The organism is Actinoplanes utahensis (assembly GCF_016862455.1).
In the GTDB taxonomy this organism is placed as follows: domain Bacteria; phylum Actinomycetota; class Actinomycetes; order Mycobacteriales; family Micromonosporaceae; genus Actinoplanes; species Actinoplanes utahensis.
Genome location: NZ_BOMZ01000026.1, coordinates 33,812 through 57,071, shown reverse-complemented (window position 1 = coordinate 57,071; position 23,260 = coordinate 33,812). Strand labels below are relative to the sequence as shown.

General features: G+C 70.7%; 20 protein-coding genes. 16 read left to right on the top strand and 4 right to left on the bottom strand.

Features of this window, described 5'->3' with window-relative positions:
* Nucleotides 1-69: 69 nt before the first annotated feature.
* Nucleotides 70-966, bottom strand: coding sequence for a pyridoxal 5'-phosphate synthase lyase subunit PdxS (gene pdxS, locus Aut01nite_RS07900; RefSeq protein WP_043525903.1), 897 nt, complete (start codon nucleotides 964-966; stop codon nucleotides 70-72).
* 134 nt (nucleotides 967-1,100) lie between these two features.
* On the opposite strand from pdxS, the gene pdxT reads away from it, so the two are divergent.
* Genes pdxT through Aut01nite_RS07885 form a run of 3 tightly spaced genes read left to right on the top strand, consistent with a single transcriptional unit; the run spans nucleotide 1,101 to nucleotide 3,051 of the window.
* Entirely contained in the window at nucleotides 1,101-1,697 is a 597-nt protein-coding gene (pdxT, locus tag Aut01nite_RS07895; RefSeq protein WP_083999102.1) for a pyridoxal 5'-phosphate synthase glutaminase subunit PdxT, read from the top strand.
* Between the two features lie 18 nt (nucleotides 1,698-1,715).
* Complete coding sequence (locus tag Aut01nite_RS07890; RefSeq protein ID WP_204037471.1) at nucleotides 1,716-2,468, top strand: YebC/PmpR family DNA-binding transcriptional regulator; 753 nt, start codon at nucleotides 1,716-1,718, stop codon at nucleotides 2,466-2,468.
* A gap of 31 nt (nucleotides 2,469-2,499) precedes the next feature.
* A complete protein-coding gene (locus Aut01nite_RS07885; RefSeq protein ID WP_236642908.1) occupies nucleotides 2,500-3,051 on the top strand; it encodes a Uma2 family endonuclease in 552 nt (183 codons plus the stop codon).
* A gap of 14 nt (nucleotides 3,052-3,065) precedes the next feature.
* Here the strand turns inward: Aut01nite_RS07885 and Aut01nite_RS07880 are convergent, their stop codons facing one another.
* Nucleotides 3,066-3,584 (bottom strand): hypothetical protein, encoded by a 519-nt coding sequence (locus Aut01nite_RS07880; RefSeq protein ID WP_043528586.1) that lies wholly within the window; start codon nucleotides 3,582-3,584, stop codon nucleotides 3,066-3,068.
* Nucleotides 3,585-3,683: 99 nt separating this feature from the next.
* Here Aut01nite_RS07880 and ruvC point away from each other — a divergent pair, with 99 nt between their 5' ends.
* The 8 genes from ruvC to Aut01nite_RS07840 all read left to right on the top strand — a co-directional run bounded on the left by ruvC (nucleotide 3,684) and on the right by Aut01nite_RS07840 (nucleotide 12,971).
* Entirely contained in the window at nucleotides 3,684-4,235 is a 552-nt protein-coding gene (gene ruvC / locus Aut01nite_RS07875) for a crossover junction endodeoxyribonuclease RuvC (RefSeq protein WP_043528584.1), read from the top strand.
* Nucleotides 4,232-4,834, top strand: a complete 603-nt coding sequence (ruvA, locus tag Aut01nite_RS07870) for a Holliday junction branch migration protein RuvA (protein WP_043528583.1) — start codon at nucleotides 4,232-4,234, stop codon at nucleotides 4,832-4,834. The genes ruvC and ruvA overlap by 4 nt, the downstream gene beginning before the upstream one ends.
* Nucleotides 4,831-5,889 carry a Holliday junction branch migration DNA helicase RuvB gene (gene ruvB, locus Aut01nite_RS07865; RefSeq protein WP_043528581.1) on the top strand — a complete coding sequence of 353 codons (1,059 nt, stop codon included), beginning with the start codon at nucleotides 4,831-4,833 and terminating at the stop codon, nucleotides 5,887-5,889. The genes ruvA and ruvB overlap by 4 nt, the downstream gene beginning before the upstream one ends.
* A gap of 203 nt (nucleotides 5,890-6,092) precedes the next feature.
* Nucleotides 6,093-6,491 carry a preprotein translocase subunit YajC gene (yajC, locus tag Aut01nite_RS07860; protein WP_043528579.1) on the top strand — a complete coding sequence of 133 codons (399 nt, stop codon included), beginning with the start codon at nucleotides 6,093-6,095 and terminating at the stop codon, nucleotides 6,489-6,491.
* A 161-nt stretch (nucleotides 6,492-6,652) separates the two neighbouring features.
* On the top strand, nucleotides 6,653-8,608 hold the full coding sequence (gene secD, locus Aut01nite_RS07855) for a protein translocase subunit SecD (protein ID WP_043528578.1): 1,956 nt from the start codon (nucleotides 6,653-6,655) through the stop codon (nucleotides 8,606-8,608).
* A gap of 1 nt (nucleotide 8,609) precedes the next feature.
* On the top strand, nucleotides 8,610-9,764 hold the full coding sequence (gene secF / locus Aut01nite_RS07850; RefSeq protein ID WP_043528576.1) for a protein translocase subunit SecF: 1,155 nt from the start codon (nucleotides 8,610-8,612) through the stop codon (nucleotides 9,762-9,764).
* Between the two features lie 69 nt (nucleotides 9,765-9,833).
* Nucleotides 9,834-10,397 (top strand): adenine phosphoribosyltransferase, encoded by a 564-nt coding sequence (locus Aut01nite_RS07845; protein WP_043528574.1) that lies wholly within the window; start codon nucleotides 9,834-9,836, stop codon nucleotides 10,395-10,397.
* Nucleotides 10,398-10,574: 177 nt separating this feature from the next.
* On the top strand, nucleotides 10,575-12,971 hold the full coding sequence (locus Aut01nite_RS07840) for a RelA/SpoT family protein (RefSeq protein ID WP_043528572.1): 2,397 nt from the start codon (nucleotides 10,575-10,577) through the stop codon (nucleotides 12,969-12,971).
* 57 nt (nucleotides 12,972-13,028) lie between these two features.
* On the opposite strand, the gene Aut01nite_RS07835 is transcribed toward Aut01nite_RS07840, so the two are convergent.
* Both Aut01nite_RS07835 and Aut01nite_RS07830 read right to left on the bottom strand, forming a co-directional pair.
* Nucleotides 13,029-13,865, bottom strand: a complete 837-nt coding sequence (locus Aut01nite_RS07835; RefSeq protein WP_043528571.1) for a peptidylprolyl isomerase — start codon at nucleotides 13,863-13,865, stop codon at nucleotides 13,029-13,031.
* Between the two features lie 20 nt (nucleotides 13,866-13,885).
* Complete coding sequence (locus Aut01nite_RS07830) at nucleotides 13,886-14,758, bottom strand: peptidylprolyl isomerase (RefSeq protein WP_043528569.1); 873 nt, start codon at nucleotides 14,756-14,758, stop codon at nucleotides 13,886-13,888.
* Between the two features lie 165 nt (nucleotides 14,759-14,923).
* Between Aut01nite_RS07830 and Aut01nite_RS07825 the strand changes: the two genes are divergently transcribed.
* The 5 genes from Aut01nite_RS07825 to Aut01nite_RS07805 all read left to right on the top strand — a co-directional run bounded on the left by Aut01nite_RS07825 (nucleotide 14,924) and on the right by Aut01nite_RS07805 (nucleotide 23,107).
* Entirely contained in the window at nucleotides 14,924-15,622 is a 699-nt protein-coding gene (locus Aut01nite_RS07825; protein WP_043528567.1) for an MBL fold metallo-hydrolase, read from the top strand.
* Between the two features lie 13 nt (nucleotides 15,623-15,635).
* The gene (gene hisS / locus Aut01nite_RS07820; RefSeq protein WP_043528565.1) at nucleotides 15,636-16,946 is read left to right on the top strand and encodes a histidine--tRNA ligase; all 1,311 of its coding nucleotides are present in this window, start codon (nucleotides 15,636-15,638) and stop codon (nucleotides 16,944-16,946) included.
* A gap of 285 nt (nucleotides 16,947-17,231) precedes the next feature.
* Complete coding sequence (locus Aut01nite_RS07815; protein WP_236642907.1) at nucleotides 17,232-18,053, top strand: cyanophycinase; 822 nt, start codon at nucleotides 17,232-17,234, stop codon at nucleotides 18,051-18,053.
* Entirely contained in the window at nucleotides 18,050-20,797 is a 2,748-nt protein-coding gene (gene cphA, locus Aut01nite_RS07810; protein ID WP_043528562.1) for a cyanophycin synthetase, read from the top strand. The genes Aut01nite_RS07815 and cphA overlap by 4 nt, the downstream gene beginning before the upstream one ends.
* 369 nt (nucleotides 20,798-21,166) lie before the next feature.
* Nucleotides 21,167-23,107 carry a serine/threonine-protein kinase gene (locus Aut01nite_RS07805; protein WP_052164145.1) on the top strand — a complete coding sequence of 647 codons (1,941 nt, stop codon included), beginning with the start codon at nucleotides 21,167-21,169 and terminating at the stop codon, nucleotides 23,105-23,107.
* Nucleotides 23,108-23,260 lie beyond the last annotated feature (153 nt).

Genomic DNA, 23,260 nt, shown 5'->3' with positions numbered 1-23,260 from the left:
GACCCCGGCTGGTCGTCACTGCTGTATCAGCACCCGCGGAGACAGCAGTGACAGCCGGCCGGAACCGGTCTACCAGCCGCGCTCGGAGAGGCGGTGCGGGACCGGCTCGTCCTCGACGTTGATGCCCACCATGGCCTCGCCGAGACCGCGGGAGACCTTGGCGATCACGTCCGGGTCGTCGTGGAACGTGGTGGCCTTGACGATCGCGGCGGCACGCTGGGCCGGGTTGCCGGACTTGAAGATGCCGGAGCCGACGAAGACGCCCTCGGCGCCCAGCTGCATCATCATCGCGGCGTCGGCGGGGGTGGCGATGCCGCCGGCGGTGAACAGCACCACCGGGAGCCGGCCGGCCTCGGCGACCTCCTTGACCAGCTCGTACGGCGCCTGCAGCTCCTTGGCCGCGACGTACAGCTCGTCCTCCGGCAGCGTCTGCAGGCGGCGGATCTCGGCGCGGATCCTCCGCATGTGGGTGGTGGCGTTGGAGACGTCGCCGGTGCCGGCCTCACCCTTGGACCGGATCATGGCCGCGCCCTCGGTGATCCGGCGCAGCGCCTCGCCCAGGTTGGTGGCGCCGCAGACGAACGGCACGGTGAACTGCCACTTGTCGATGTGGTTGGCGAAGTCGGCCGGGGACAGCACCTCGGACTCGTCGACGTAGTCGACACCGAGCGCCTGCAGCACCTGGGCCTCGACGAAGTGCCCGATCCGGGCCTTGGCCATCACCGGGATCGAGACGGTGCCGATGATGTTCTCGATCATGTCGGGGTCGGACATCCGGGAGATGCCGCCCTGGGCGCGGATGTCGGCCGGGACGCGTTCCAGCGCCATGACCGCGACGGCGCCGGCGTCCTCGGCGATCTTCGCCTGCTCGGCGTTGACCACGTCCATGATCACGCCGCCCTTGAGCATCTCGGCCATGCCGCGCTTGACGCGGGCGGTTCCGACGGCGGGCTGGTTCTCAGACATGGGGATTCGGCTCCTCGTGCGGATTGGCTGATGAACGGGATCCTACGAAGCGGCGATGCGCGCTCCGATAGCCAATCGGCTCCCCGGTGGCCTGCTTTACCTGCTGGTGCGGGCTCCTGCCTATTGTGGGAGCCGTGAACATCGGAGTGCTGGCCCTGCAGGGCGACGTGCGCGAACACCTTTCCGCGCTGGCCGAGTCGGACGTGCTGGCCCGGCCCGTCCGCCGCCCGGAGGAGCTCGCCGACATCGACGGCCTGGTGCTCCCGGGCGGTGAGTCGACGGCGATCAGCAAGCTGGCGGTCACCTTCGGGCTGCTCGACCCGATCCGCAAGCGGATCGCCGACGGCATGCCGGTGTACGGGTCCTGCGCCGGCATGATCCTGCTGGCCACCGATGTGCTGGACGGCCGTCCCGATCAGGAGTCGTTCCAGGGCATCGAGATGACCGTGCGGCGTAACGCGTTCGGCCGGCAGGTCGACTCGTTCGAGGCCCCGGTCGTGATCGACGACATCGACGGCGGGCCGTTCCATGCCGTCTTCATCCGCGCGCCGTGGGTCGAGGAGGTCGGCGGCGACGTGCGGGTGCTGGGCCGCGTGGCCGAGGGTGCCGCCGCCGGTAGGATTGTGGCCGTTCGGCAGGGGAACCTGCTCGCCACGGCTTTCCACCCGGAGCTCACCGGTGACCTCCGTGTCCACCGGTACTTCGTCGAGATGGTCCGTCAGGCCCTTTGATCAAAGCGGAGGTTACGCATGTCCGGCCACTCCAAGTGGGCGACGACCAAGCACAAGAAGGCCGTCATCGACGCCAAGCGCGGCAAGATGTTCGCCAAGCTGATCAAGAACATCGAGGTCGCGGCCCGGACCGGTGGTGGAGATCCGGCTGGTAACCCCACGCTCTACGACGCCATCCAGAAGGCGAAGAAGTCGTCGGTTCCGAACGACAACATCAACAACGCGGTCAAGCGCGGTTCCGGCCTCGAGGCCGGCGGCGCCGACTGGCAGACGATCATGTACGAGGGTTACGGCCCGAACGGCGTGGCCCTGCTCATCGAGTGCCTGACCGACAACCGGAACCGGGCGGCCACCGAGGTGCGCACCCGACTGACCCGCAACGCCGGCACGTTCGCCGACGCCGGCTCGGTCTCGTACCTCTTCAACCGCAAGGGCGTCGTGATCGTCCCGAAGGGCGAGCTGACCGAGGACGACCTGATGCTGGCGGTGCTCGAGGCCGGCGCCGAGGAGATCAACGACCACGGCGACTCGTTCGAGGTGGTCAGCGAGCCGACCGACCTGGTCGCGGTGCGGACGGCCCTGCAGAACGCGGGCATCGACTACGACTCGGCGGAGTCGCCGCTGGTGCCGACGATGTTCGTGCCGGTCGACGAGGAGGCGGCCCGCAAGGTGCTGAAGCTCGTCGACGTCCTGGAGGACTGCGACGACGTCCAGGAGATCTACACCAACGCCGATATCTCCGACGAGGTAATGGCGCTCATTGACGAGTGACAGGTTGATACGGAGCTAGTAGGGTGAAGGGGTGCTGACCGCCATGACTGAGATCAATAGGTCATTGTTCGAGGACCTGGATGTCGATGACCTCATTCACCTGCCCGAAGGCCTCCGCTACGAGCTGCACAGCGGAAACCTTGTCATCATGACGCCGTCCACGTTCTGGCATAAGGACATCTCGGGGCGTCTCTACTACATGCTTCGTGTGGCTGGTCTCCGCGTGTTCCAGGACCCTGGGGTGCGCGGAGTCCGACCGCGAGACTGCCGCCTTCCGGACGTCGGTGTGGTCACGCACCTGCCAGCAGGTGCGACGGACTACTCGAATCTGGAGCCCTCGTTCTACTCGCTGGTAGTCGAAGTCGTCTCGCGAAATTCCCCCAACGGGGAATACACGGATAAGAAGCTCTGGTATGCGGTACATCGCATCCCGGAATACTGGATCGCCGACGAGACCCCGGACCGGTCAGATGATGACGCGGTCGTCACGATCTTCCGGCTGAACGAGTGCCGCGACAAACCGGGCTACACCAAGGTGCGGTCACTCCTGCTGTCGGAGCTCGAGCTGGAGTATCAACGCTAGCTGGAGTATCAACGCTAGAGGGGGTCGGTGCTCAGCCAGGCCATGTATTGGATCATGGTGAGCACCAGGAGCACACTGCCGATCGCATAGGCGAGAGCGCGCCGCCACTGACTGCGAAGGTAAGCGTGCACCCAGGCGATCTCGGCATCCGCCAGGGCGTCCAGGGCGGCTCTGGCCGTACCCTCGAGGACCGCGGCCTTGCGCAGCGCCAAGCTGCCACCCGGAGAGCGGACCGGAACCGCCGGTGACGGTGGCCGCAGCACCCGCACCTCCACGTCGTAGACCTGATCCTCGCGCCACTGTTTCGTGCGCGCCGCCAGGCGCTGCCGCATGTGCGCCTCGGTCTTGCCGAGCCAGCGCAGCCGCCGCCACCGCCCGGCCAGATCGGTGAGCACGTCGCGATAGATCTCCTCGAACACCGGTGCGCCGCCGACCAGGCGATACGCCTCGGCTCGCAGCTGCTGTTGGTGCGACGCGACGAAGGCGACGTAATCCGGTGGCGGCTCGTCGTCCATCGGCGGAATGAGACGCATGGCGGACCTCCCACATCCATCGTCGAGGCGTGTCGGCGGAAGCCGCAAGTCGTACGGGTATTAGGGTGTCGAACACACGTACGCGAGGGGAGACAGTTGGTGCGCGTGCTCGGCATCGACCCGGGGCTGACTCGATGCGGCGTCGGCGTCGTCGAAGGGGTGCCGGGCCGGCTGGGCAGACTCGTCGCCTACACCGTCGTGCGCAGCGAACCGGACGAGGACATCGCCCAGCGCCTGCTCCACCTGGACCGTTCGCTGGCCGCCCTGGTCGCCGAGCACCAGCCGGAGAGTGTCGCCGTCGAGCGGGTGTTCTCCCAGCACAACGCCCGGACCGTGATGGGCACCGCGCAGGCCAGCGGGGTCGCTATCCTGGCCGGCGCCCGGGCCGGGCTGCCGGTGCAGACCTACACTCCGAGTGAGGTGAAGGCGGCGGTCACCGGGTCCGGCACGGCCGACAAGGCGCAGGTCACGTCCATGGTGACCCGGCTGCTGAAACTGGACGCCCCGCCGAAGCCCGCGGACGCCGCCGACGCGATCGCGATCGCCATCTGTCACATCTGGCGCGGGGGCACCCGCGCCCGCCTTCAGGCCGCGGCACAGGCCGCCGCCGTGTCCGCAGCCAGGTCCGCCGCCCGCAGGAGCAGCCGATGATCGCCAGTGTGCGCGGTGTGGTCACCGCGATCCTCCACGACAGCGCCGTGGTCGAGGTGGGCGGTGTCGGCATGCGCGTCCTGTGCACGCCGAACACGCTCGCCGGGCTGCGCGTCGGCGCCGAGGCCCGGCTCGCGACCACCCTGATCGTGCGAGAGGACTCGCTCACCCTGTTCGGCTTCGCCGACGACGACGAGAAACAGCTCTTCGAGCTGCTCCTGACGGCCAACGGGGTGGGTCCGCGGATCGCGCAGGCGGTGCTCGCGGTCCACCAGCCCGATGTGGTACGCCGTGCGCTGGCCGGCTCCGAGGTCGCGGTCCTGACCGCCGTCCCGGGGATCGGCAAGCGTGGCGCCGAGAAGATGATCGTGGAGCTCAAGGACAAGATCGGCCCGCTGGCGGCGGCCGGCAACGGCTCGGCCGGGCTGCTCAACGGCGCCTGGCAGGAGCAGGTCCGGCAGGGTGTGCTCGCCCTCGGGTGGACGGCGGCACAGGCCGATCAGGCGGTCGCCGCGGTCGGCGAGACGATCGACGGTGAGGCGCCGCCCGTTCCGGTGCTGCTGCGCCAGGCGATCCGCCTGCTGGGCAAGACCCGATGACCTCCTCCGAGGGCGACGGTCTCGTGTCGCCGGACGCCTATGACGAGGATCTGGACGCCGAGGCCAGTGTCCGGCCCAAGCGACTGGCCGACTTCATCGCCCAGCACCGGGTCCGCGACCAGCTCGAACTGCTGCTCAAGGCCTCCATGGGCCGGGGCACGCCGCCCGACCACATCCTGCTGTCCGGCCCGCCCGGCCTGGGTAAGACCACCCTGGCCAACATCGTGGCGGCCGAGCTCGGCACCGGGATCCGGACCACCAGCGGCCCGGTGATCGAGCGGTCCGGCGATCTGGCGGCGATCCTGACCGGCCTCGCCCCCGGCGACGTGCTGTTCATCGACGAGATCCACCGGATCGCGAAACCGGCCGAGGAACTGCTCTACAGCGCGATGGAGGACTTCCGGGTCGACGTGGTGGTCGGCAAGGGGCCGGGCGCCACCGCGATCCCGCTCGACGTGGAGCCGTTCACGCTCGTCGGCGCGACCACCCGGGCCGGTCTGCTGTCCGGGCCGATGCGTGACCGGTTCGGTTTCGTCGCGCACCTCGACTTCTACTCCCACGAGGATCTGGACGCGCTGCTGCACCGGTCGGCCCGGATCCTCGGGGTGCGGATCGATCCGGACGGCGCCGCCGAGGTCGCGCGCCGCTCCCGGGGCACCCCCCGGATCGCCAACCGGCTGCTGCGCCGGGTGCGGGACTTCGCCGAGGTGCGCGCGGACGGTGTGATCACCGAGGCGGTCGCCAAGGCGGCGTTGCAGGTGTACGACGTCGACGCGCTCGGCCTGGACCGTCTGGACCGGGCGGTGCTGCGGGCGCTCATCGAGTCGTTCAAGGGTGGGCCGGTCGGGCTGTCCACGCTCGCGGTCGCGGTGGGGGAGCAGTCGGACACCGTGGAGGAGGTGTGCGAGCCGTTCCTGGTGCGGGCGGGGCTGCTGGCCCGGACTCCGCGGGGCCGGGTCGCGACCGAGGCCGGCTGGGCCCACCTGGGGCGGACACCCCCGGCGGACGGGCGTTCCGGGGTGTTCCAAGGCGATCTGTTCGCCCGGGACACATGAGCCCCGACCGGCGCTTTCGCCTCGTCACGGGAGGTCGTGTCCGCGTCCGGCACAGGGTTTTCCCTCGTGATGTGAACGTGACGTGTGCCGCATTCGTTATCTCCAGGTTGACCTATTAGACTCGCCGCCGTTCCATCCGGAATCTGCATATCGCCTCGGCGCCCGCCCACTCGTCGCGCCGCGGCCTACGGAAGGCCTTCTTCGTGGTTCAGGCAGCTGACCAAGCCAGCGGCGGCAATTACTCGTTCCTCATCATCATCGCGCTGCTCTTCGGGTTCATGTACTTCGTGATGATCCGCCCGCAGCAGAAGCAGCGCCGCAAGGCGATGGAGATGCAGAACACGCTCGGTCCGGGCGACGAGATCGTGACGATCGGCGGCCTGCACGGCACCGTTCGCGGAATCGCCGACGACGCGGTGCTCCTGGAGATCGCGCCCGGTGTCGAGGTCCGTTTCGCGCGTCCCGCGATCGCCCGGGTCGTTCAGAAGTTCGATGAGGTCGTTCCGGAGCCTGACGCCGCCCCGCCGGTCGCCGCCGGCGCGGAGGAGACCGCGGCGACATCGCCGGAGAGCCCCGTCACCGAAGTGCGCAAGCAGGACTGATCCGGATTTCCCCCCGCACCGGCCGGCGGTGATCATGCCGGACCGGTGCGTCAGCCCGCCGTTCGACCGTCGACGGCCGGTCACAGACAGATAGCGCCGCGCCGTCGCGCGGCCGGAACACAGGGAGACCAAGAACCGTGGCACGACCACCACAGGGACAGATGCATCCTGGACGCCAGCTAGGCGTGCTCGGTCTGGTCTTCCTCGTCCTGTATCTGGCCGTCTTCTTCGCCGCTGACGCGAAGGGCAGCTGGAAGGACCGGCTGGAGCCGAAGCTCGGCCTCGACCTGATCGGTGGCACGCAGGCCACCTACGTCGCCTCCCAGCTGGGCCAGCCGCCCACGACGGAGGCGATGAAGACCGCCCAGGAGATCATCGAGAGCCGGGTCAACGCGCTCGGCGTCTCCGAGGCCGAGGTGGTCATCCAGGGCCGCGACACCATCGTCGTCTCGCTCGCCGGCAAGGCCGAGGACCAGCTCAAAGACCTGTCGAACGCGGCGAACATGCGGTTCCGGCTGCTCACCGGCGTGACCGGGGACGTGGCCGAGAGCGCGCTCAACCCGACGACCCCGGCCCCGAGCCCGTCGGTCAGCGGCAGCGCCGCCCCGAAGCCGAGCGGCAGCGCCGCGGCCCCGGCCACGAGCGGCAGCGCGGCTCCGAAGGCGTCGGGCACCGCGCCGAAGGCGTCGTCCGCCCCGTCGGCCGGCGGTCAGGGCGGCGGCCAGGTCGCGCCGAGCCCGAGCGTCAGCGGTTCCGCTGCCGCTCCGGCGGCGTCCGCCTCCGCCGCGGCGCCCGCCCCGGCGCCGTCCGCGTCCGCCGCGGCTCCGGCCCCGGTCACGCAGGACGTCAAGGAGCTGCGCGCCGCCATCGAGAAGAAGGTCGGCGCGGCCGCCTGGACCGCCGCCGAGAAGCTGACCGCCCCGGTCGAGCTCGGCACCGACCCGAAGGCCGGCCTGCCGTTCAAGGCGTTCGCCTCGCTGACCGGCGTGGAGGTCAACGCACTCGGCCCGCAGATGCAGTTCAACGTCCCGACGATCAGCTGCGCGCAGCTCGACCAGCGGCCGAACGGCGCCATCGACGCCGTCGACGCCGAGGTCGTCGCCTGCTACAACGGCGCCAAGGTGAAGCTGGACAAGGCGGAGGTCGTCGGTGACGACATCGCCGAGGCGAGCCACCAGCTGGACCAGACGACCAACCAGTGGGTCGTCGCGCTCGACTTCAAGAGCGAGGGGCAGAAGAAGTGGGCGGCGCTGACGCGTAAGGCGTACGAGGCCACCCAGACCGACGCCTGCTTCGTCGCCGCGGGCATGCTCTACGGCGGCACCGCCGAGCACTGCTCGGTGGCCGTGGTGCTGGACAAGACGATCATCTCCGCGCCGACCATCCAGGCCGTGCTCACCGGCCAGTCGCAGATCACCGGCGACTTCAACGCCGCCAGCGCCAAGGAGCTCGCCGACCAGCTGAACTTCGGCGCCATCCCGGTCACCTTCACCGCCGGCCCGGCCCAGACCGTCTCCGCGACCGTCGGCGGCCAGCAGCTGGAGGCGGGTCTGCTCGCCGCGGCGATCGGCCTCGGCCTGGTGGCGATCTACTCGTTCTTCTACTACCGGATGCTCGGTCTGGTGATCTTCCTGAGCCTGGGTCTCTCCGCCCTGCTCACCTTCGGCGCCCTGGTCTTCCTGGGCCGCTCGATCGGCTTCACCCTGACGCTGGCCGGCATCGTCGGCTTCATCGTCTCGCTGGGTGTGGCGGCGGACTCGTTCATCATCTACTTCGAGCGGCTCAAGGACGAGATCCACGAGGGCCGCAGCCCGCGCGCCGCGGTGCCGCGCGCATGGCAGCGGGCCCGGCGCACGATCATTTCAGCGAACGCCATCACGATCATGTGTGCCGTGGTTCTCTACATCGTGTCGATCGGTCAGGTGCAGGGCCTCGCCTTCGCCCTCGGCCTCTCGACCGTGCTGGACCTGCTCGTGGTGTTCCTCTTCCGTCATCCGATCATGACGTTGCTCGCCAGCACGAAGGCGTTCCTGTCGCCGACAGTCAGCGGCCTCGGCCGTGTTCTGCGCCGCAGCCAGACCGAGGAGCCCGTCTCCTCGCGCGTGAAGGAGGCCTGACATGGCCGGTCCCGGGCTTGCCACTCGTCTCTACCAGGGCGAGGCGAACCTCAACGTCGTCGGCCGCCGGAAGATGTGGTTCTCCATCGCGGCCACCTTGGTGATCGTCGCCATCGGCGCGATCCTGATCCGCGGCTTCAACCTGGGCATCGAATTCGCCGGCGGAAGCGAGTTCAACGTGCCCGGGCAGGTGGCGGGTAAGACCCTCACCCAGGAGGAGGTCTCCGGCGCGGTGGCCACCGCGGTGGAGTCGGTCGAGCCGGGCGCCGAGGTCAAGCCGGCCCAGCAGGTCGGTGACGGCGCCGAGGTGAACTTCAAGATCCGCACCGCGGAGCTCACCCCGGACCAGATGCAGCGGGCGAAGGTGGCCCTCGCCGGGGAACTGGGCATGGAAGCCGGCCAGATCAGCGACCAGCAGGTCTCCTCGGCCTGGGGCGGGACGGTCATCAACAAGGCCATCCTCGGCCTGGTGATCTTCCTGGCCCTGGTCACGGCGTACCTGGTCGTCCGGTTCGAGTGGCGGATGGCAGCCGCGGCGTTCGCCTCCCTGCTGCTCGACCTGACGTTCACCGCGGGGATCTATGCGCTGGTCGGGTTCGAGCTCACGCCGTACACGGTGATCGGCTTCCTGACCATCCTCGGTTATTCGCTGTACGACGTGGTGGTCGTCTTCGACAAGGTGCAGGAGAACACCCGCGGTGTCACCGCGGGCAGTTCCCGGACCTATGCCGAGGCGACCAACCTCGCCATCAACCAGACCCTGATGCGTTCGCTGAACACCAGCCTGGTGGCGATGCTGCCGGTCGGCGGCGTGCTGTTCATCGGTGCCGGCCTGCTGGGTGCGGGCACCCTGAAGGACCTGGGCCTGGTGCTCTTCGTCGGTATGGGCATCGGCGTCTACTCGTCGATCTTCTTCGCCGCCCCGGTGCTGAGCTGGCTCAAGGACCGCGAGCCGAAGATCAAGGCGCACAACGCCCGGGTGCTGGCCCGCCGCGCGCAGCGCTCCGAGGACGTGGCCAAGGGCGAGCGGGGCGGCCGGTCGAACATGACCGCCTCGGACGAGGTGCCCGCGTACGCCGGCAGCACCACCCCGCGTCCGGGCGCCCGCCCGGTGCAGAAGCGCAACGTCAACCGGCCCGGGGGCAAGCGCCCCTGACCGTCGTGACGGCTCCACGGCCCGCCACCCGACCGGGGTGGCGGGCCGTCGTCCTCTAGGCTGTCCGCCGTGAGTAGCGAGAACCCGCCGGTGACCGGCGACAGCGGGCCCGAGCTGGCGGCGCTGGTCGCCGGTGGCACCGTCGACGTGCTGGACTTCCCGAAACCGGGCATCGTCTTCAAGGACCTGATGCCGTTCTTCGGTGACGGCCCGGCGTTCCGGAGGGTCGTCGACGGCGTCGTCGCGCACTACGGGCCGGACTCGTTCGATGTGGTGGCCGGGGTCGAGGCGCGCGGGTTCGTGCTGGCGGCCGCGATCGCGTACGCGACCGGCCTCGGGGTCGTCCCGGTCCGTAAGGCCGGCAAGCTGCCGCGGCCCGCCTTCTCCGCCTCGTACGCGCTGGAGTACGGCGAGGCCACCCTGGAGGTGCACGAGGGCGCGTTCACGCCCGGACAGCGGGTTCTGGTGGTCGACGACGTGCTCGCCACCGGTGGCACCGCGGCTGCGACGATCGACCTGGTCGAGCAGGCCGGCGGGGTGGTGGCCGGGTTCACCGTGCTGATGGAGCTGGGTTTCCTGGACGGCCGGGAGCGGCTGGGCGGGCACAAGGTTCACGCGCTCTTGACCGTTTGATCCGTCTTCGATGTCATTCGCCCGGCCGGCCCTGCTCATTCGTAGGTTCGGTCGGGGCAATCAGCAGGGCGGTGCGGGTAGGATGGGCGTTCCAAGGTGACCAAACCTGGTTTTGATCCCGGCGAACTCGCGAGTGGGCCGGGGCCGACAGATCCCGGCGAACTTGTGAGGAGGCCGGTGTCCAGCGACGTCGCCCCTCCGGCGGAGGGCACGGTGCAACCGACCCAGGACCCGGGCGATGTGACGCCCGGCGATCTCGAAAGCACGCAGCCTCTTGCTCCGGCCGATGAGTCGGGCAACGGCTTCGGCGGTCTCGCCAGCGCGCCGACCGGGCGCCGGGTGCGGGCCCGGCTCGCCCGCTTCAACGCCCCGTGGCAGAGCACGCAGGTCAGCGAGGTTCTCGAGCCGCTGATCGCGACCCACCGTGCCAGCCATCCGAAAGCCGACGCCCGCGCCCTGCAGAAGGCGTTCGACGTCGCCGCCCGCTGGCACTCGGGGCAGTATCGCAAGTCCGGCGACCCCTACATCACGCACCCGCTCGCGGTGGCCACCATCCTGGCCAACCTGGGCATGGACACCACGACGCTCGTCGCCGCGCTGCTGCACGACACCATCGAGGACACCGACTACTCGCTGGAGAACATGCGCAACGACTTCGGCGCCGAGGTGGCGCTGCTGGTCGACGGCGTGACGAAACTCGACCGGGTCAAGCTCGGTGACGCGGCCAAGGCGGAGACGATCCGCAAGATGGTCGTGGCGATGGCGAAGGACCCCCGGGTCCTCGTGATCAAGCTGGCCGACCGGCTGCACAACATGCGCACCCTGACCTTCCTGCCCCGTGCCAAACAGGAGCAGAAGGCCAAGGAGACCCTGGAGATCCTGGCCCCGCTGGCGCACCGCCTCGGGATGAACACGATCAAGTGGGAGCTGGAGGACCTGGCCTTCGGCACCCTCTTCCCGAAGCGGTTCGAGGAGATCAACCGCCTGATCGGGGAGCACCAGCCGCAGCGTGAGGCGCTGCTGCGCCAGGTGACCAACCGGGTCCAGCTCGACCTCAAATCGGCGAAGATCAAGGCCGAGGTGACCGGCCGCCCCAAGCACCTCTACTCGATCTACCAGAAGATGATCGTCCGGGGTCGCGACTTCAACGACATCTACGACCTGGTCGGCGTCCGCATCCTGGTCGACACGGTCCGCGACTGCTACGCCGCGCTGGGCGTCATCCACGCGAACTGGCAGCCCGTGCCGGGCCGGTTCAAGGACTACATCGCGATGCCGAAATTCAACATGTACCAGTCGTTGCACACGACGGTCATCGGCCCGACCGGCAAGCCGGTCGAGATGCAGATCCGCACGTTCGCGATGCACCGCACCGCCGAGTTCGGCATCGCCGCGCACTGGAAATACAAGGAGCAGAAGGGCGCGACGATCGTCGGCCCGCCGGCGCACATCGACGAGATGACCTGGCTGCGGCAGCTGCTCGACTGGCAGCGGGAGGCCAGCGACCCGTCCGAGTTCCTGGACGCGTTGCGGTTCGACCTCTCCAGCCAGGAGGTCTACGTCTTCACGCCGAAGGGCGACGTGATCCCGCTGCCGACCGGCTCGACCCCGGTCGACTTCGCCTACGCGGTGCACACCGAGGTCGGGCACAAGTGCATCGGCGCCCGGGTCAACGGCAAGCTCGTGCCCCTGGAGTCCCCGCTGTCCAACGGCGACGTGATCGAGATCTTCACGTCCAAGTCCGCGACGGCCGGCCCCACGCAGGACTGGCTCGGCTTCGTCAAGAGCCCCCGTGCCCGGACGAAGATCCGCCAGTTCTTCAACAAGGAGCGCCGCGAGGAGGCGATCGAGGACGGCAAGGAGGCGATCGTCAAGGCGATGCGCAAGCAGGGCCTGCCCCTGCAGCGCATGCTCACCGGCGAGAACCTGATGACGATCGCCCGCGATCTGCATCTGCCGGACGTCGCCTCGCTCTACGCCGCGGTGGGGGAGAACACCGTCTCCGCCCAGTCGGTCGTGCAGAAACTGGTCGCCGGCTTCGGCGGTGAGGAGGGCGCGGTCGAGGACATCGCCGAGACCGCCGTCGCCACCCGGCCGCCGCGCAACCGCAGCTCCGCGCAGGACCCCGGCGTGGTGGTGAAGGGCGTCTCGGACGTCTGGGTGAAACTGGCCCGCTGCTGCACCCCGGTGCCCGGCGACACCGTGTTCGGGTTCGTCACCCGCTCCGGCGGGGTGAGCGTGCACCGGGAGGACTGCGCCAACGCCGAGGACCTGCGCGATCAGTCCGAGCGGCTGGTCGAGGTGAGCTGGAAACCGACGTCGGCGTCCACCTTCCTGGTCGCCATCCAGGTGGAGGCGCTGGACCGGCACAAGCTGCTGGCCGACGTGACCCGGGTGCTGTCCGAGGAGCGGGTCAACATCCTGTCCGCGACGGTCACCACCACCCGGGACCGGGTGGCGGTCAGCCGGTTCACGTTCGAGATGGCCGATCCGAAACACCTCGGTCACCTGGTTGCGGCGGTCCGCAAGGTCGACGGTGTCTTCGACGCCTACCGGGTCACCTCGGGCGCCTGACACCTACCGACGAGAAAAGGCCCCGGGCGAACCCGGGGCCTTTTCACATGGCGTTCGTTACGCCGGGGTCATCGTCAGGGTCTTGATGTTGACCTCGGTCTTCGGGTGGCCGTCGCCCTGGCTGTTGGCGTTGTCCGAGCCGTCCTTGCCGACCTTCTCCACGATGTCGAGGCCAGAGGTGATCTTGCCGAGGACGGTGTACTGCGGCGGCAGGCTCTCCGCGGAGATGTCCTCCCACACGATGAAGAACTGGCTGCCCGTGGTGGCTTCCATCTGGGTCCGCGCCATCGCGAGGGTGCCCTTCGGGTAGCTCGGGTTCTGGTTGGCCGGGAGGTTCTCCTCGGCGTACATGAAGTTGGGGCCGCCCTGGCCGTCGGTGTCGCGGTAGCCGTTGCCGGTCGCGAACGGGTCACCGCACTGCAGGACCTTGATGCCCTCGGTGGTGAGGCGGTGGCACTTGGTGTTGTCCCAGAACTTCTTGGACGCCAGGTAGTCGAAGGCGGCGACGGTGCACGGCGACTTCGCCTTGTCGACCGCGGCCGTGATCTTGCCCAGGTTCGTGTCGAGCGTCCAGGTCCCGGCGCCGGAGTTCGGCACGGTGGTCGGCGGGGTGCCGCCGGTGTCCTTGACCTTGCCGCCGGTGGCCTCGTCCGACTTGATCCAGTTACAGGTGGCGCCGGCGGCCGCGGTCGCCGTCTCCTTCTTCGGGTTCAGCCACCGGACGAGGACGACCGCGGCGCCCGCGATGACGACGACCGCGAGTGCGGAGCCGATGATCGCCTGCCGTTGCCGGCGCTTACGGGCGGCCGCCGAGCGCTCGGCCATCTCCTTCTCGAGCCGGGCCCGCGCCGCCGCGCGCTGCCGGTCCTTCGTCGACGACACGGTCTCCTCCATGCTGCTTCCTGCCTCTGCGTTCACGACTGGACGCTGGACGACGGGGCGGCGCTCGCCGCGGCCGAGGGGGCCACGCTCGCCGTACCGACGGTCAGGGTCTTGATGGTGATCTTGTCCTTGGGCTTGACCTTGTCGCCGCCCGCGTTCGCCACCACCGGGATCTTGGCGATCGCGGCGACGGTCTCCATGCCGCCGGTGACCTTGCCGAGGATGGAGTAGACCGGCTCGGCGGGGGCGTAGTCCTTGTGGAAGATGAGGAACTGGCTGCCGTTGACGCCCGGCGGGTTGCCGACCACGGCGACCGTGCCCTTCGGGTAGACCACGGCGCCGGTCGCGGCCGCGCTCGGCGATGCCGAAGGCGCCGGAGCGGCCGGGATGTTCTCGTCGTAGTAGCTGTAGGTCGGGCCGCCCTGGCCGGTGCCGCTCGGGTCACCGCAGCGCAGCGCGCCCTCGGCGGTCAGCTCGTGGCACTCGGTGTTGTCGAAGAAACCCTTGCCCGCCAGGTACGAGAAGCTGGCGGCGGCGCACGGCGAACCGGCGACGTCGACGCTCACGACGATCGGCGCGCCCTTGTCGGTGGTGATCGTCATGGTGTCGGTGCCGTCCATCGGGACGTCCTTGGTGGGCGGCGTGCCGGCCTCTTTGAGGGAGGTGTTGTTCGTCGTGCTCAGCGGCGACCACAGGCAGTCGTCGGCGGCGGTGGCTTCCGGGGCGTCCTCGTCGAAGACGCCACCGATCCAGGCGCCACCGAGCGCGACGAGCAGGACCGCGAGCGTGGTCGCGATGCCCGCCGAGATCCGGCGGCGACGGTGCTCACGCTCGGCGCGGCGGGCCTGCTGCCGGTCGTATTTGGCCCGCGCGAGCTTGCGCTGCCGGTCCTTGCTGGAAGCCACCGAACGCCTGTCCTTCCCTGTGCCCCTTTTAATAAGGCCTTGTCTGTCAAGGGGTGCGGCACGCCACACGCCCGCAAGAGTGTACGGGTACCTCCTGAGAAAGTGGCGTGCGGCCGCCCGGCTAGGCTCGTTACGATTTGCGCCCGCTCCAGAGAGGTTGCCACCGTGCTCGTCACCGGCTTTCCGGCCGACGCCTTCGGCACCAATTGCTATGTGGTCGCCACCGGCGTGGGCGAGCAGTGCCTGATCGTCGACCCCGGCATCGGTGTGCTGGACCGGCTCGACGCGACCCTCGCCGAGCACCGGTTGCACCCGGCCGCGGTGCTGCTCACGCACGGCCATCTCGATCACACCTTCTCCGTGGCGCCGGTCTGCGGCGCCCGCGGGATCACCGCCTACGTGCACCCGGCCGACCGGGAGATGCTGGCCGATCCGTCCAAGGGCCTGAGCGCCGACCTGACGTCGCTGTTCGGCGGCCGTCTGGAGTACACGGAGCCGGACGACGTCGCCGAGCTGACCGACGGCGGCGTGCTGAGCATCGCCGGCCTGGAGATCACCGTCGACCATGCGCCGGGCCATACCGGCGGGTCGGTGCTCTTCCGGCTGCCCGGCGCGGGCTCGTCCTGGGAGGCGGAGCAGATCTGCCTCTCCGGTGACGTGCTCTTCGCCGGATCGATCGGCCGCACCGACCTGCCGGGCGGCAGCACGCCGACGATGATGACCAGCCTGCGGGACAAGATCCTGCCGCTGGCCGACGACACCGTCGTGCTCCCCGGCCACGGGCCGGCGACCACCATCGGCCGTGAGCGCGCGTCGAACCCGTACCTGCGGGAGCTGACCGCCGCGCCCGGACGCTTCCTGTAGGAGAAGACACAAAGTGCCCATTTCCGGCTTTCCCGAGTGGCTGCCGTCGCAGCGCATCATCGAGCAGCAGATCCTCGACAGGATCCGGTCCACCTTCGAGCTGTACGGTTACGCCCCGCTCGAGACCCGCGCCGTCGAGCCGCTGGACACCCTGCTGTCCAAGGGTGAGACCTCCAAGGAGGTCTACCTGCTGCACCGCCTTCAGGAGGACGAGAACACCAAGCGCGAGGACCAGCTCGGCCTGCACTTCGACCTGACCGTCCCCTTCGCACGGTTCGTCACCGAGAACCACGGCAAGCTGCAGTTCCCGTTCAAGCGCTACCAGATCCAGAAGGTGTGGCGGGGCGAGCGCCCGCAGGAGGGGCGGTACCGCGAGTTCCTCCAGGCCGACATCGACGTGGTCAACCGGGACACCCTGCCGTTCCACTTCGACACCGAGATGCCGCTGGTGATCGGCGACGTGTTCCGGTCGCTGCCGATCCCGCCGGCCACGATCCTGGTGAACAACCGCAAGATCTGCGAGGGCTTCTACCGCGGGCTGGGCCTGGCCGACACGGCACAGGTGCTGCGTACGGTCGACAAGCTGGACAAGATCGGCCCGGAGAAGGTCGCCGCCGCGCTGATCGAGACGGCCGGCGCCACCGACGCGCAGGCCGGGCAGTGCCTGAGGCTGGCGGAGATCTCGGCGACGGACGCCTCTTTCGTGGACCGAGTCCGTGCCCTCGGTGTCACCGACCCGATGCTCGACGAGGGTCTGGACGAACTCGCCCAGGTGATCGAGGTGGCCAACCAGCACGCTCCCGGCCTGGTCCGGGCGGAGCTCAAGATCGCCCGAGGGCTGGACTACTACACCGGCACGGTCTACGAGACCCTGCTCCAGGGGTACGAGCGGTTCGGCTCGATCACCTCCGGCGGCCGGTACGACAACCTCGCCTCGGTCGGCAACACCCGATTCCCGGGCGTCGGCATCTCCATCGGGGTGTCACGTCTGCTCGGACTGCTCTTCGGGCAGGGCGCGCTGACCGTCTCCCGGTCCGTGCCGACCTGCGTGGTGGTGGCCGTGCCCAGCGACGACCGGCGCCTGGAGTGCGACCGGATCGCGTCGGCGCTGCGCGGGCGGGGCATCCCCACCGAGGTGTCTCCGACGGCGGCGAAGTTCGGCAAGCAGATCCAGTTCGCGGACCGGCGCGGGATCCCGTTCGTCTGGTTCCCGGGGGAGCCCGACACGGTCAAGGACATCCGCTCCGGCGAGCAGGTCGAGGCGGACCCCGAGACCTGGCAGCCGCCGGCCGCCGACCTGCGCCCGGTCGTCTCCGCCGGGTGACCGTGTGTGGTTCGGCCGCTATGCGCGCCCGAACCACACACTGCTGGTTGCGGGGCCGTGTGCGCCCGAGCGGCCTCCGCGCGTGCGGAGTCCGGCCGCTAGGCGCACCCCCACCACGCGCCCTGCTCGTCGGCGTGACCGTGTGCGCCCGAGCGGCCCCTGTGCGTGCGGGAGTCCGGCGGTCATGCGCCCGTACTCCACACGCTGGGATGGGTCGGTGCACCTGCGGGCCAGGCATGGCGATAAGCCGGATGTTTCAGTTTTGTTCCGTTTAACCTCAACGGTGTGGAGGGGCGCGCCGATCCGCCTCGCGGACGGCTTCTGATCATGGGTGGCGCGGCCGGGGACGCGCTGCTCGGCCGGTTCGTCGAGCTGGCCGGAGCGGCCGCGGCCCGGGTCGTGGTCATCGCGACGGCCAGCGGCTCGCCGGAGACGGCCGAGAAGGCGTACCTCGAGAGGTTCCACGCTCTGGGGGCCGGCGAGGTCCGCGCCCTGCGTCTCACCAGCCGCGCCGCGGCCAATGCCCCGGAGGCCGCCGCCGTGCTGCGCAAGGCCACCGGGATCTTCTTCACCGGCGGCGACCAGGAGCGGATCACCGGTGTTCTGGGCGGCACCGCCACCGACGTCCTGCTGCACGAGCTGGTCGATTCCGGCCGGGTGGTGCTCGGCGGGACCAGCGCGGGCGCGGCGATGATGTCCGGCACCATGATCACCGGCGGGGACCGGACCGGCGTGGCCGCGGACAGCGTGCGCATCGGCCCCGGCCTGGAGTTCCTGCCGTGTGTGCTGATCGACCAGCACTTCGCCGAGCGGGGCCGGCTGAACCGGTTGCTCAGCGCGGTCGCCCAATACCCACACGAACTGGGCGTGGGCATCGACGAGGACACCGCCATCCTGACCGGGAACGACGGTTTCGAGGTCCTCGGCAGCGGGGCGGTGACGGTGGTCGACGCCGGCGCCGCCGCCGACATCCGGGTTCCGCCGGCCGGGCCGATCGCGCTCGCCGGAGCCCGGATCCACGTGCTGCCGGCCGGCTGCACCTTCCACCTCACGGGCCGCCGACCCGTCACCGGCCCGCCCGAACCCGAACGGGAACGTGCCGCATGAAGATCGAGAGCCTGCGCCGCCTCCGCGGCCCCAACGTCTATCTCTCCCGGCCCGCGGTGGTCGCCCGGCTGCGCCTGGCGGACCTGACCGGGGTCGAGACCACCGACGTCACCGGCTTCACCGAGCGCCTGCTGCGGGCGGTGCCGGGTTTGGCCGAGCACCACTGCGCGGCGGGCGCGCCCGGCGGGTTCGTCAGCAGGCTGCGCGGCGGCACCTACTTCGGCCACGTCACCGAGCACGTCTGCATCGAGCTGTCCCAGCTCATCGGCCGTGACGTCAGCTTCGGCCGGACCGTCGCCGCCGGCGAGGCCGGGACCTACGACGTGATCATGGAATGCCCGGTCGACGAGTCGCCGGAGTCCACGGTCCCCGGCGAGCTGCTGACCGCCGCGATCGACCTGGTCCGTGAGGTGCACGGCGGATCCGGGCCGTCCACCGGGGTGCTGGCCGAGCGGCTCGCCGGCCTGGCCGCCCTCGCCGAGCGGGAGGCGACCGGCCCCAGCACCCGGGCGATCATCGCCGCCGCCCGGCGCCGCGGCATCCCGGTGGAGCGTTTCGACGACCTCAGCCTGGTCCGGCTCGGCTGGGGCCACCGCCGGCGGCTGGTCTGGGCCGCGATGACCGACCGGACCAGCGCGGTCGGCGTCGACATCGCCGGGGACAAGCACGTCACCCGGCGGCTGCTCGACGAGGCGGGCATCCCGGTCGCCGAGGGCGGCGCCGCCGGCACGGTGGCGGACGCCGTCCGGCTGCTCGGCGAGTTGGGCGGCCCGGTGGTGGTCAAGCCGCGGCACGGCCGGCAGGGGCGCGACGTGGCGCTGCACCTGACCACGCCGGACCAGGTCGCGCGGGCGTTCACCGAGGTCGGCGGGGAGGCGGTGGTCGAACGGCAGCTGGACGGGCGCGACTACCGGGTGCTGGTGGTGGCCGGCGAGGTGGTGGCGGCGGCCGAGCGGGTCGCCGCGCACGTCACCGGGGACGGCCGGGCCACCGTGGCCGACCTGGTCGCCCGGGCCAACGAGGACCCGCGCCGGGGGACCGGCCACTCGCGGGTGCTGACCCGCATCGAGCTGGACGAGACGGCCCTGCGGGTGCTGCGCCGCCAGGGCCGCCGACCCACCTCGGTGCCGGCCGACGGCGAGGTGCTCCGGCTGCGTGACACCGCGAACCTCTCCACCGGCGGCACCAGCCGGGACGTCACCGATCAGGTGCATCCCGACGTGATCCGGCTCTGCCGCCGGGTCGCCGCCCTGATCGGCCTGGACATCGCCGGGATCGACCTGCGGCTGCCGGACGTGGCCGCCCCGGTCCGGCCCGGCGCCGGGCCGGTCACCGCCGGGGTGATCGAGGTCAACGCGGTGCCGGGACTGCGGATGCACCTGTCGCCGGCGCACGGCCGGTCCCGGGACGTGGGCGACGCGATCGTCCGGGCGATGTTCCCCGGCGGCTCGGACGGCCGGATCCCGGCGGTCGCGATCACCGGCACCAACGGCAAGACCACCGTCACCCGGCTGATCGCGCACCTGCTCAGCGGCAGCGGCATGCGGGTCGGCGCGACCAGCACCGACGGCGTCAGCATCGACGGCCGGACGGTCCAGGTCGCCGACGCCACCGGCCCGCGGTCGGCGCAGATGGTGCTCGGCGATCCACAGGTCGAGGTGGCGGTCCTGGAGACGGCCCGGGGCGGGCTGCTGCGGCGCGGGCTCGGGTACGACTGGACCGACGTCGGCGTCGTCACCAACATCACCGCGGATCACCTCGGCCAGGACGGGCTCGCCTCGATCGAGGACCTGGCGCACGTCAAGGCCGTGGTGGCGGAACGGGTCCGGGACGGCGGGACGCTGGTGCTCAACGCCGATGACCCGTGGGTGCGCAGTCTGGCCGACCGGCCCCGGGTGCGGGCCGACCGCAAACGGCTGGTCTGGTTCTCGCTGGACGCCCGGAACCCGGTGCTGACCGAGCATCTGGCCCGCGGCGGGGCGGCGTACGTGCTGGAGGACGGCTGGCTGGTGCAGGCGACCGGGGCGCGCCGGACGCCGCTGATGCGGCTGGCGGACGTGCCGGGGGCGTACGGCGGCGCCGCCCTGCACATGGCCGGCAACGCGCTGGCCGCGATCGCCGCCGCCCGGGCCCTGGGCGCCCGGCCCGAGAGCCTGGCCGAGCGTCTCTCCGAGTTCGACCCGAGTGTGGAGAACCCGGGCCGGGGCACCCTGTTCCGGCTCGGCGACGTCTCGCTCTTCGTGGACTACGGGCACAATCCGGCGGCGCTGGCGGCCACCCTCCGCACGCTGCACCGGTTGTGGGGCCCGGAGCGTTGCGTGGCCGCCGTCACGCTGCCCGGCGACCGCCGTGACGACCTGCTGGCAGCCTCGGCGCAGGTGCTCGCCGACGGGCTGACCCGGGTGGTGCTCTACGAGGACGCCGATCCGCGCGGCCGGGCGCCGGGGGAGGTCTCCACCCTGGTCGAACGGGAGATGCGGGCCCGCCGGCCGCAGTTGACGGCGAAGCGGGCGGTGGGGTTCCGCAGCGCGGTGGCCGAGGCGCTGGGGCTGGCCGCGCCCGGCGAGGTGGTCCTGGCGATCTACGAGTCGTGGGCGCCGATGCGCGCTTACCTGGCCGAGCTCGGGGCGGCGCCGGCCGGCGGGGCGCCGGTGCCGGCCGGCTTCGTGCCGCTGCGGTCGGTGGCGCCCGGGGCGACCCTGCAGGTGTCCCGCCGGCTCACCGGGCTTCCGGCGCGGAGCTGACCACATTGACAGATCATGGACACTCTTGATCTCTCTCCGTAGTGTCAAGGTGACCATCGGTGATCCATTCCATCGTGGACTCACTCGCAAGGTTGACGACGCAAGTTCCGACGAAGCGGGCATTCGGTGGGAGAGGTGGTGACCGGCACGGCGTGGTTTACCCGTGCGAGTGACGGCGACGCCCCCACTGACGGTAATGATCCGCAGGTAGATCGTGGTGTGACGGTTAGAACTACAGACTGATAGGTACTAACATCCTCGCCGTCGATGGGGGATGCTCGGAGTCCGATGGTGGGCCCGACTCGCCCGGGCGGCGGGCGGCATGGCGGTGCGGCCCGGCGTTTTCTCGAAGCGCGCATGTGGGGGCACATGAGCACGGCGGACCTGCCCGGTTCGGGGTTGCTCGCCGGTCGTTACCGACTGGTCGAGCGTCTCGGTGCCGGCGGGATGTCAGTGGTGTGGCGAGCCTTCGACGAAGTCCTCGGGCGCCAGGTCGCGGTGAAGGTGCTGCCGCCCTCGACCAGCGCGGATCCCTCGTTCCGGCGCCGGCTGCGGGCCGAGGCGCAGGCCGCGGCGCGGCTGACGCATCCCAACATCACCAACGTGTACGACTACGGCGAGGCCACCACTGTCGACGGCGAGCCCGTGCCCTACGTCGTGATGGAACTCGTCGACGGCGAGTCCCTGGCGGCCGTCCTGGCCCGGGTGCGGACCCTGCCCTGGCCGACCGCGGTGCGGATCGGCGCCGAGGTGGCGGCCGCGCTGGCGTCGGCGCACGCCCGGGGCATCGTGCACCGCGACGTCACCCCGGCCAACGTGATGCTCACCCCGTCCGGGGCCAAGGTCGTCGACTTCGGCATCTCCGCCCTGATCGGGGAGAACGACACCGACCCCGACGGCAGCCTGATGGGCACCCCGGCCTACCTGGCCCCGGAGCGGCTGGAGGGCGGCCAGGTCAGCCCGGCCACCGATGTGTACGCCGTCGGCCTCCTGATCTACCGGATGATGATCGGCCAGCTGCCGTGGGACGTGGGCACCACCACCGCCCTGCTGCGCGCCCATCAGTACACCGAGCCCGAGCCGCTGCCGCCGGTGGACGGCCTGCCCGCCAAGGTGGGCGCGCTGATCGGCCGCTGCCTGGAGAAACGGCCGTCGGACCGGCCGTCCAGCGCCGAGACGGCGAGCGTGCTGGCCGGTGTGTCGGCCGGCGCGCCCCTGGTCACCTCCGGCTTCGACGCGGACTGGGAGGACGGCGAGGACACCTTCATCCTCCCGTCCGGGTATCCGTACTCGGGGTTCGGCCCGGCGGCCGCCGCCACGGTCGGCCGGGACGGTCCCACTGATCCGGGCGCCGTCCATCCGGTGGTCGCGTCCGCGGTCACCGGGCCGGGCCGCCCGCCGTTGCGGCCGGGCGCCGGCGCGCCCCCGCCCGGCCCGTCCGCCGACCGCCCGCCGAACCGGGCGCGGGTGCGGCTCCGTCGGGTCGCCGTGGTGGCCGGCACGGTCGCCGTGCTCAGCGGCCTGACCTACGGCTGGAACCTGATCGGCAGGTCGGAGACGCCGTCGAAGGCCGCCGCCGCGGCCACGCCCCCCAGCGTGGTCCCGGCGTCCGGGGAATGCGTGATCAGTTACGCGGTCTGGTCGGACACCGGCGGCGACTTCAAGGCGCAGGTGACCCTCGCGAACCGGGACGACATCCCGGTCGCCGGTTGGGACCTGTGGTTCCTGATGCCCGGCGACCAGGTGCTCTCCGGCAACGGAAAGGTCGCGCTGGAACAGGACGACCGGGCGGTCCGGGTCTCCTCGACCGCCGCGATCCAGCCGCAGCGCACCACCACCCTGCAGATCACCGGGCGGTACACCGAGAGCAACACGCCGCCGATGTTCTTCAAGCTCAACGACAAGACCTGCGAGACGTACGTGTCCGGCGAGCCCGGCGAGCCGTCCCGCCCGGTCGAGGTGCTCGACGACGGCAACGCCCGGTTCGGTGACCCGGCCGGCTCCCCGGGCGTCTCGATCGGTCCCGGCGGCGCGGTGCACATCACGCCGACCCCGACACCGCGCCGCAGCTCGTCGAAACCGGTGATCCGGCCGAACCCGGGCACCAGCACGTCGAAGACGACGACCCCGCCGGCCGGTGGCGGTGGCGGCCCGTCGAACTCGATCGACCCGGTCCCGCCGTCGCACCAGCAGTCGACGCCGGTGGAGGGCGGGGGCGGGACCGACCCGACCGGCAACCCGCCGGTCTCGCAGCTGCCGGTGCTCTGCGACGACGGCGCCGCCGGCGAGTGTCCCGCGGACGACGAGTAGATCCTTCCCGTGCCGGGGATGGATAAACGACAGACAGAGTGTCCGGCAGCCGAAATTCCGAAGCCGGAGACCCTTTCGCGGCGCTACGGTGAACTCAGACCGACAGGCGCTTCTGCCTCGATCCGGGCCCCGGATCACGGCACATTGCACGGC

Excerpts from the sequence above, each read along its gene's own strand:
- ruvA (WP_043528583.1), top strand. The coding sequence starts at position 4,232 with ATGATCGCCAGTGTGCGCGGTGTGGTCACCGCGATCCTCCACGACAGC.
- Aut01nite_RS07890 (WP_204037471.1), top strand. The coding sequence starts at position 1,716 with ATGTCCGGCCACTCCAAGTGGGCGACGACCAAGCACAAGAAGGCCGTC.
- secD (WP_043528578.1), top strand. The coding sequence starts at position 6,653 with ATGCATCCTGGACGCCAGCTAGGCGTGCTCGGTCTGGTCTTCCTCGTC.
- cphA (WP_043528562.1), top strand. The coding sequence starts at position 18,050 with ATGAAGATCGAGAGCCTGCGCCGCCTCCGCGGCCCCAACGTCTATCTC.
- ruvB (WP_043528581.1), top strand. The coding sequence starts at position 4,831 with ATGACCTCCTCCGAGGGCGACGGTCTCGTGTCGCCGGACGCCTATGAC.
- pdxS (WP_043525903.1), bottom strand. The coding sequence starts at position 966 with ATGTCTGAGAACCAGCCCGCCGTCGGAACCGCCCGCGTCAAGCGCGGC.
- Aut01nite_RS07880 (WP_043528586.1), bottom strand. The coding sequence starts at position 3,584 with ATGCGTCTCATTCCGCCGATGGACGACGAGCCGCCACCGGATTACGTC.
- secF (WP_043528576.1), top strand. The coding sequence starts at position 8,610 with ATGGCCGGTCCCGGGCTTGCCACTCGTCTCTACCAGGGCGAGGCGAAC.
- Aut01nite_RS07835 (WP_043528571.1), bottom strand. The coding sequence starts at position 13,865 with ATGGAGGAGACCGTGTCGTCGACGAAGGACCGGCAGCGCGCGGCGGCG.
- Aut01nite_RS07805 (WP_052164145.1), top strand. The coding sequence starts at position 21,167 with ATGAGCACGGCGGACCTGCCCGGTTCGGGGTTGCTCGCCGGTCGTTAC.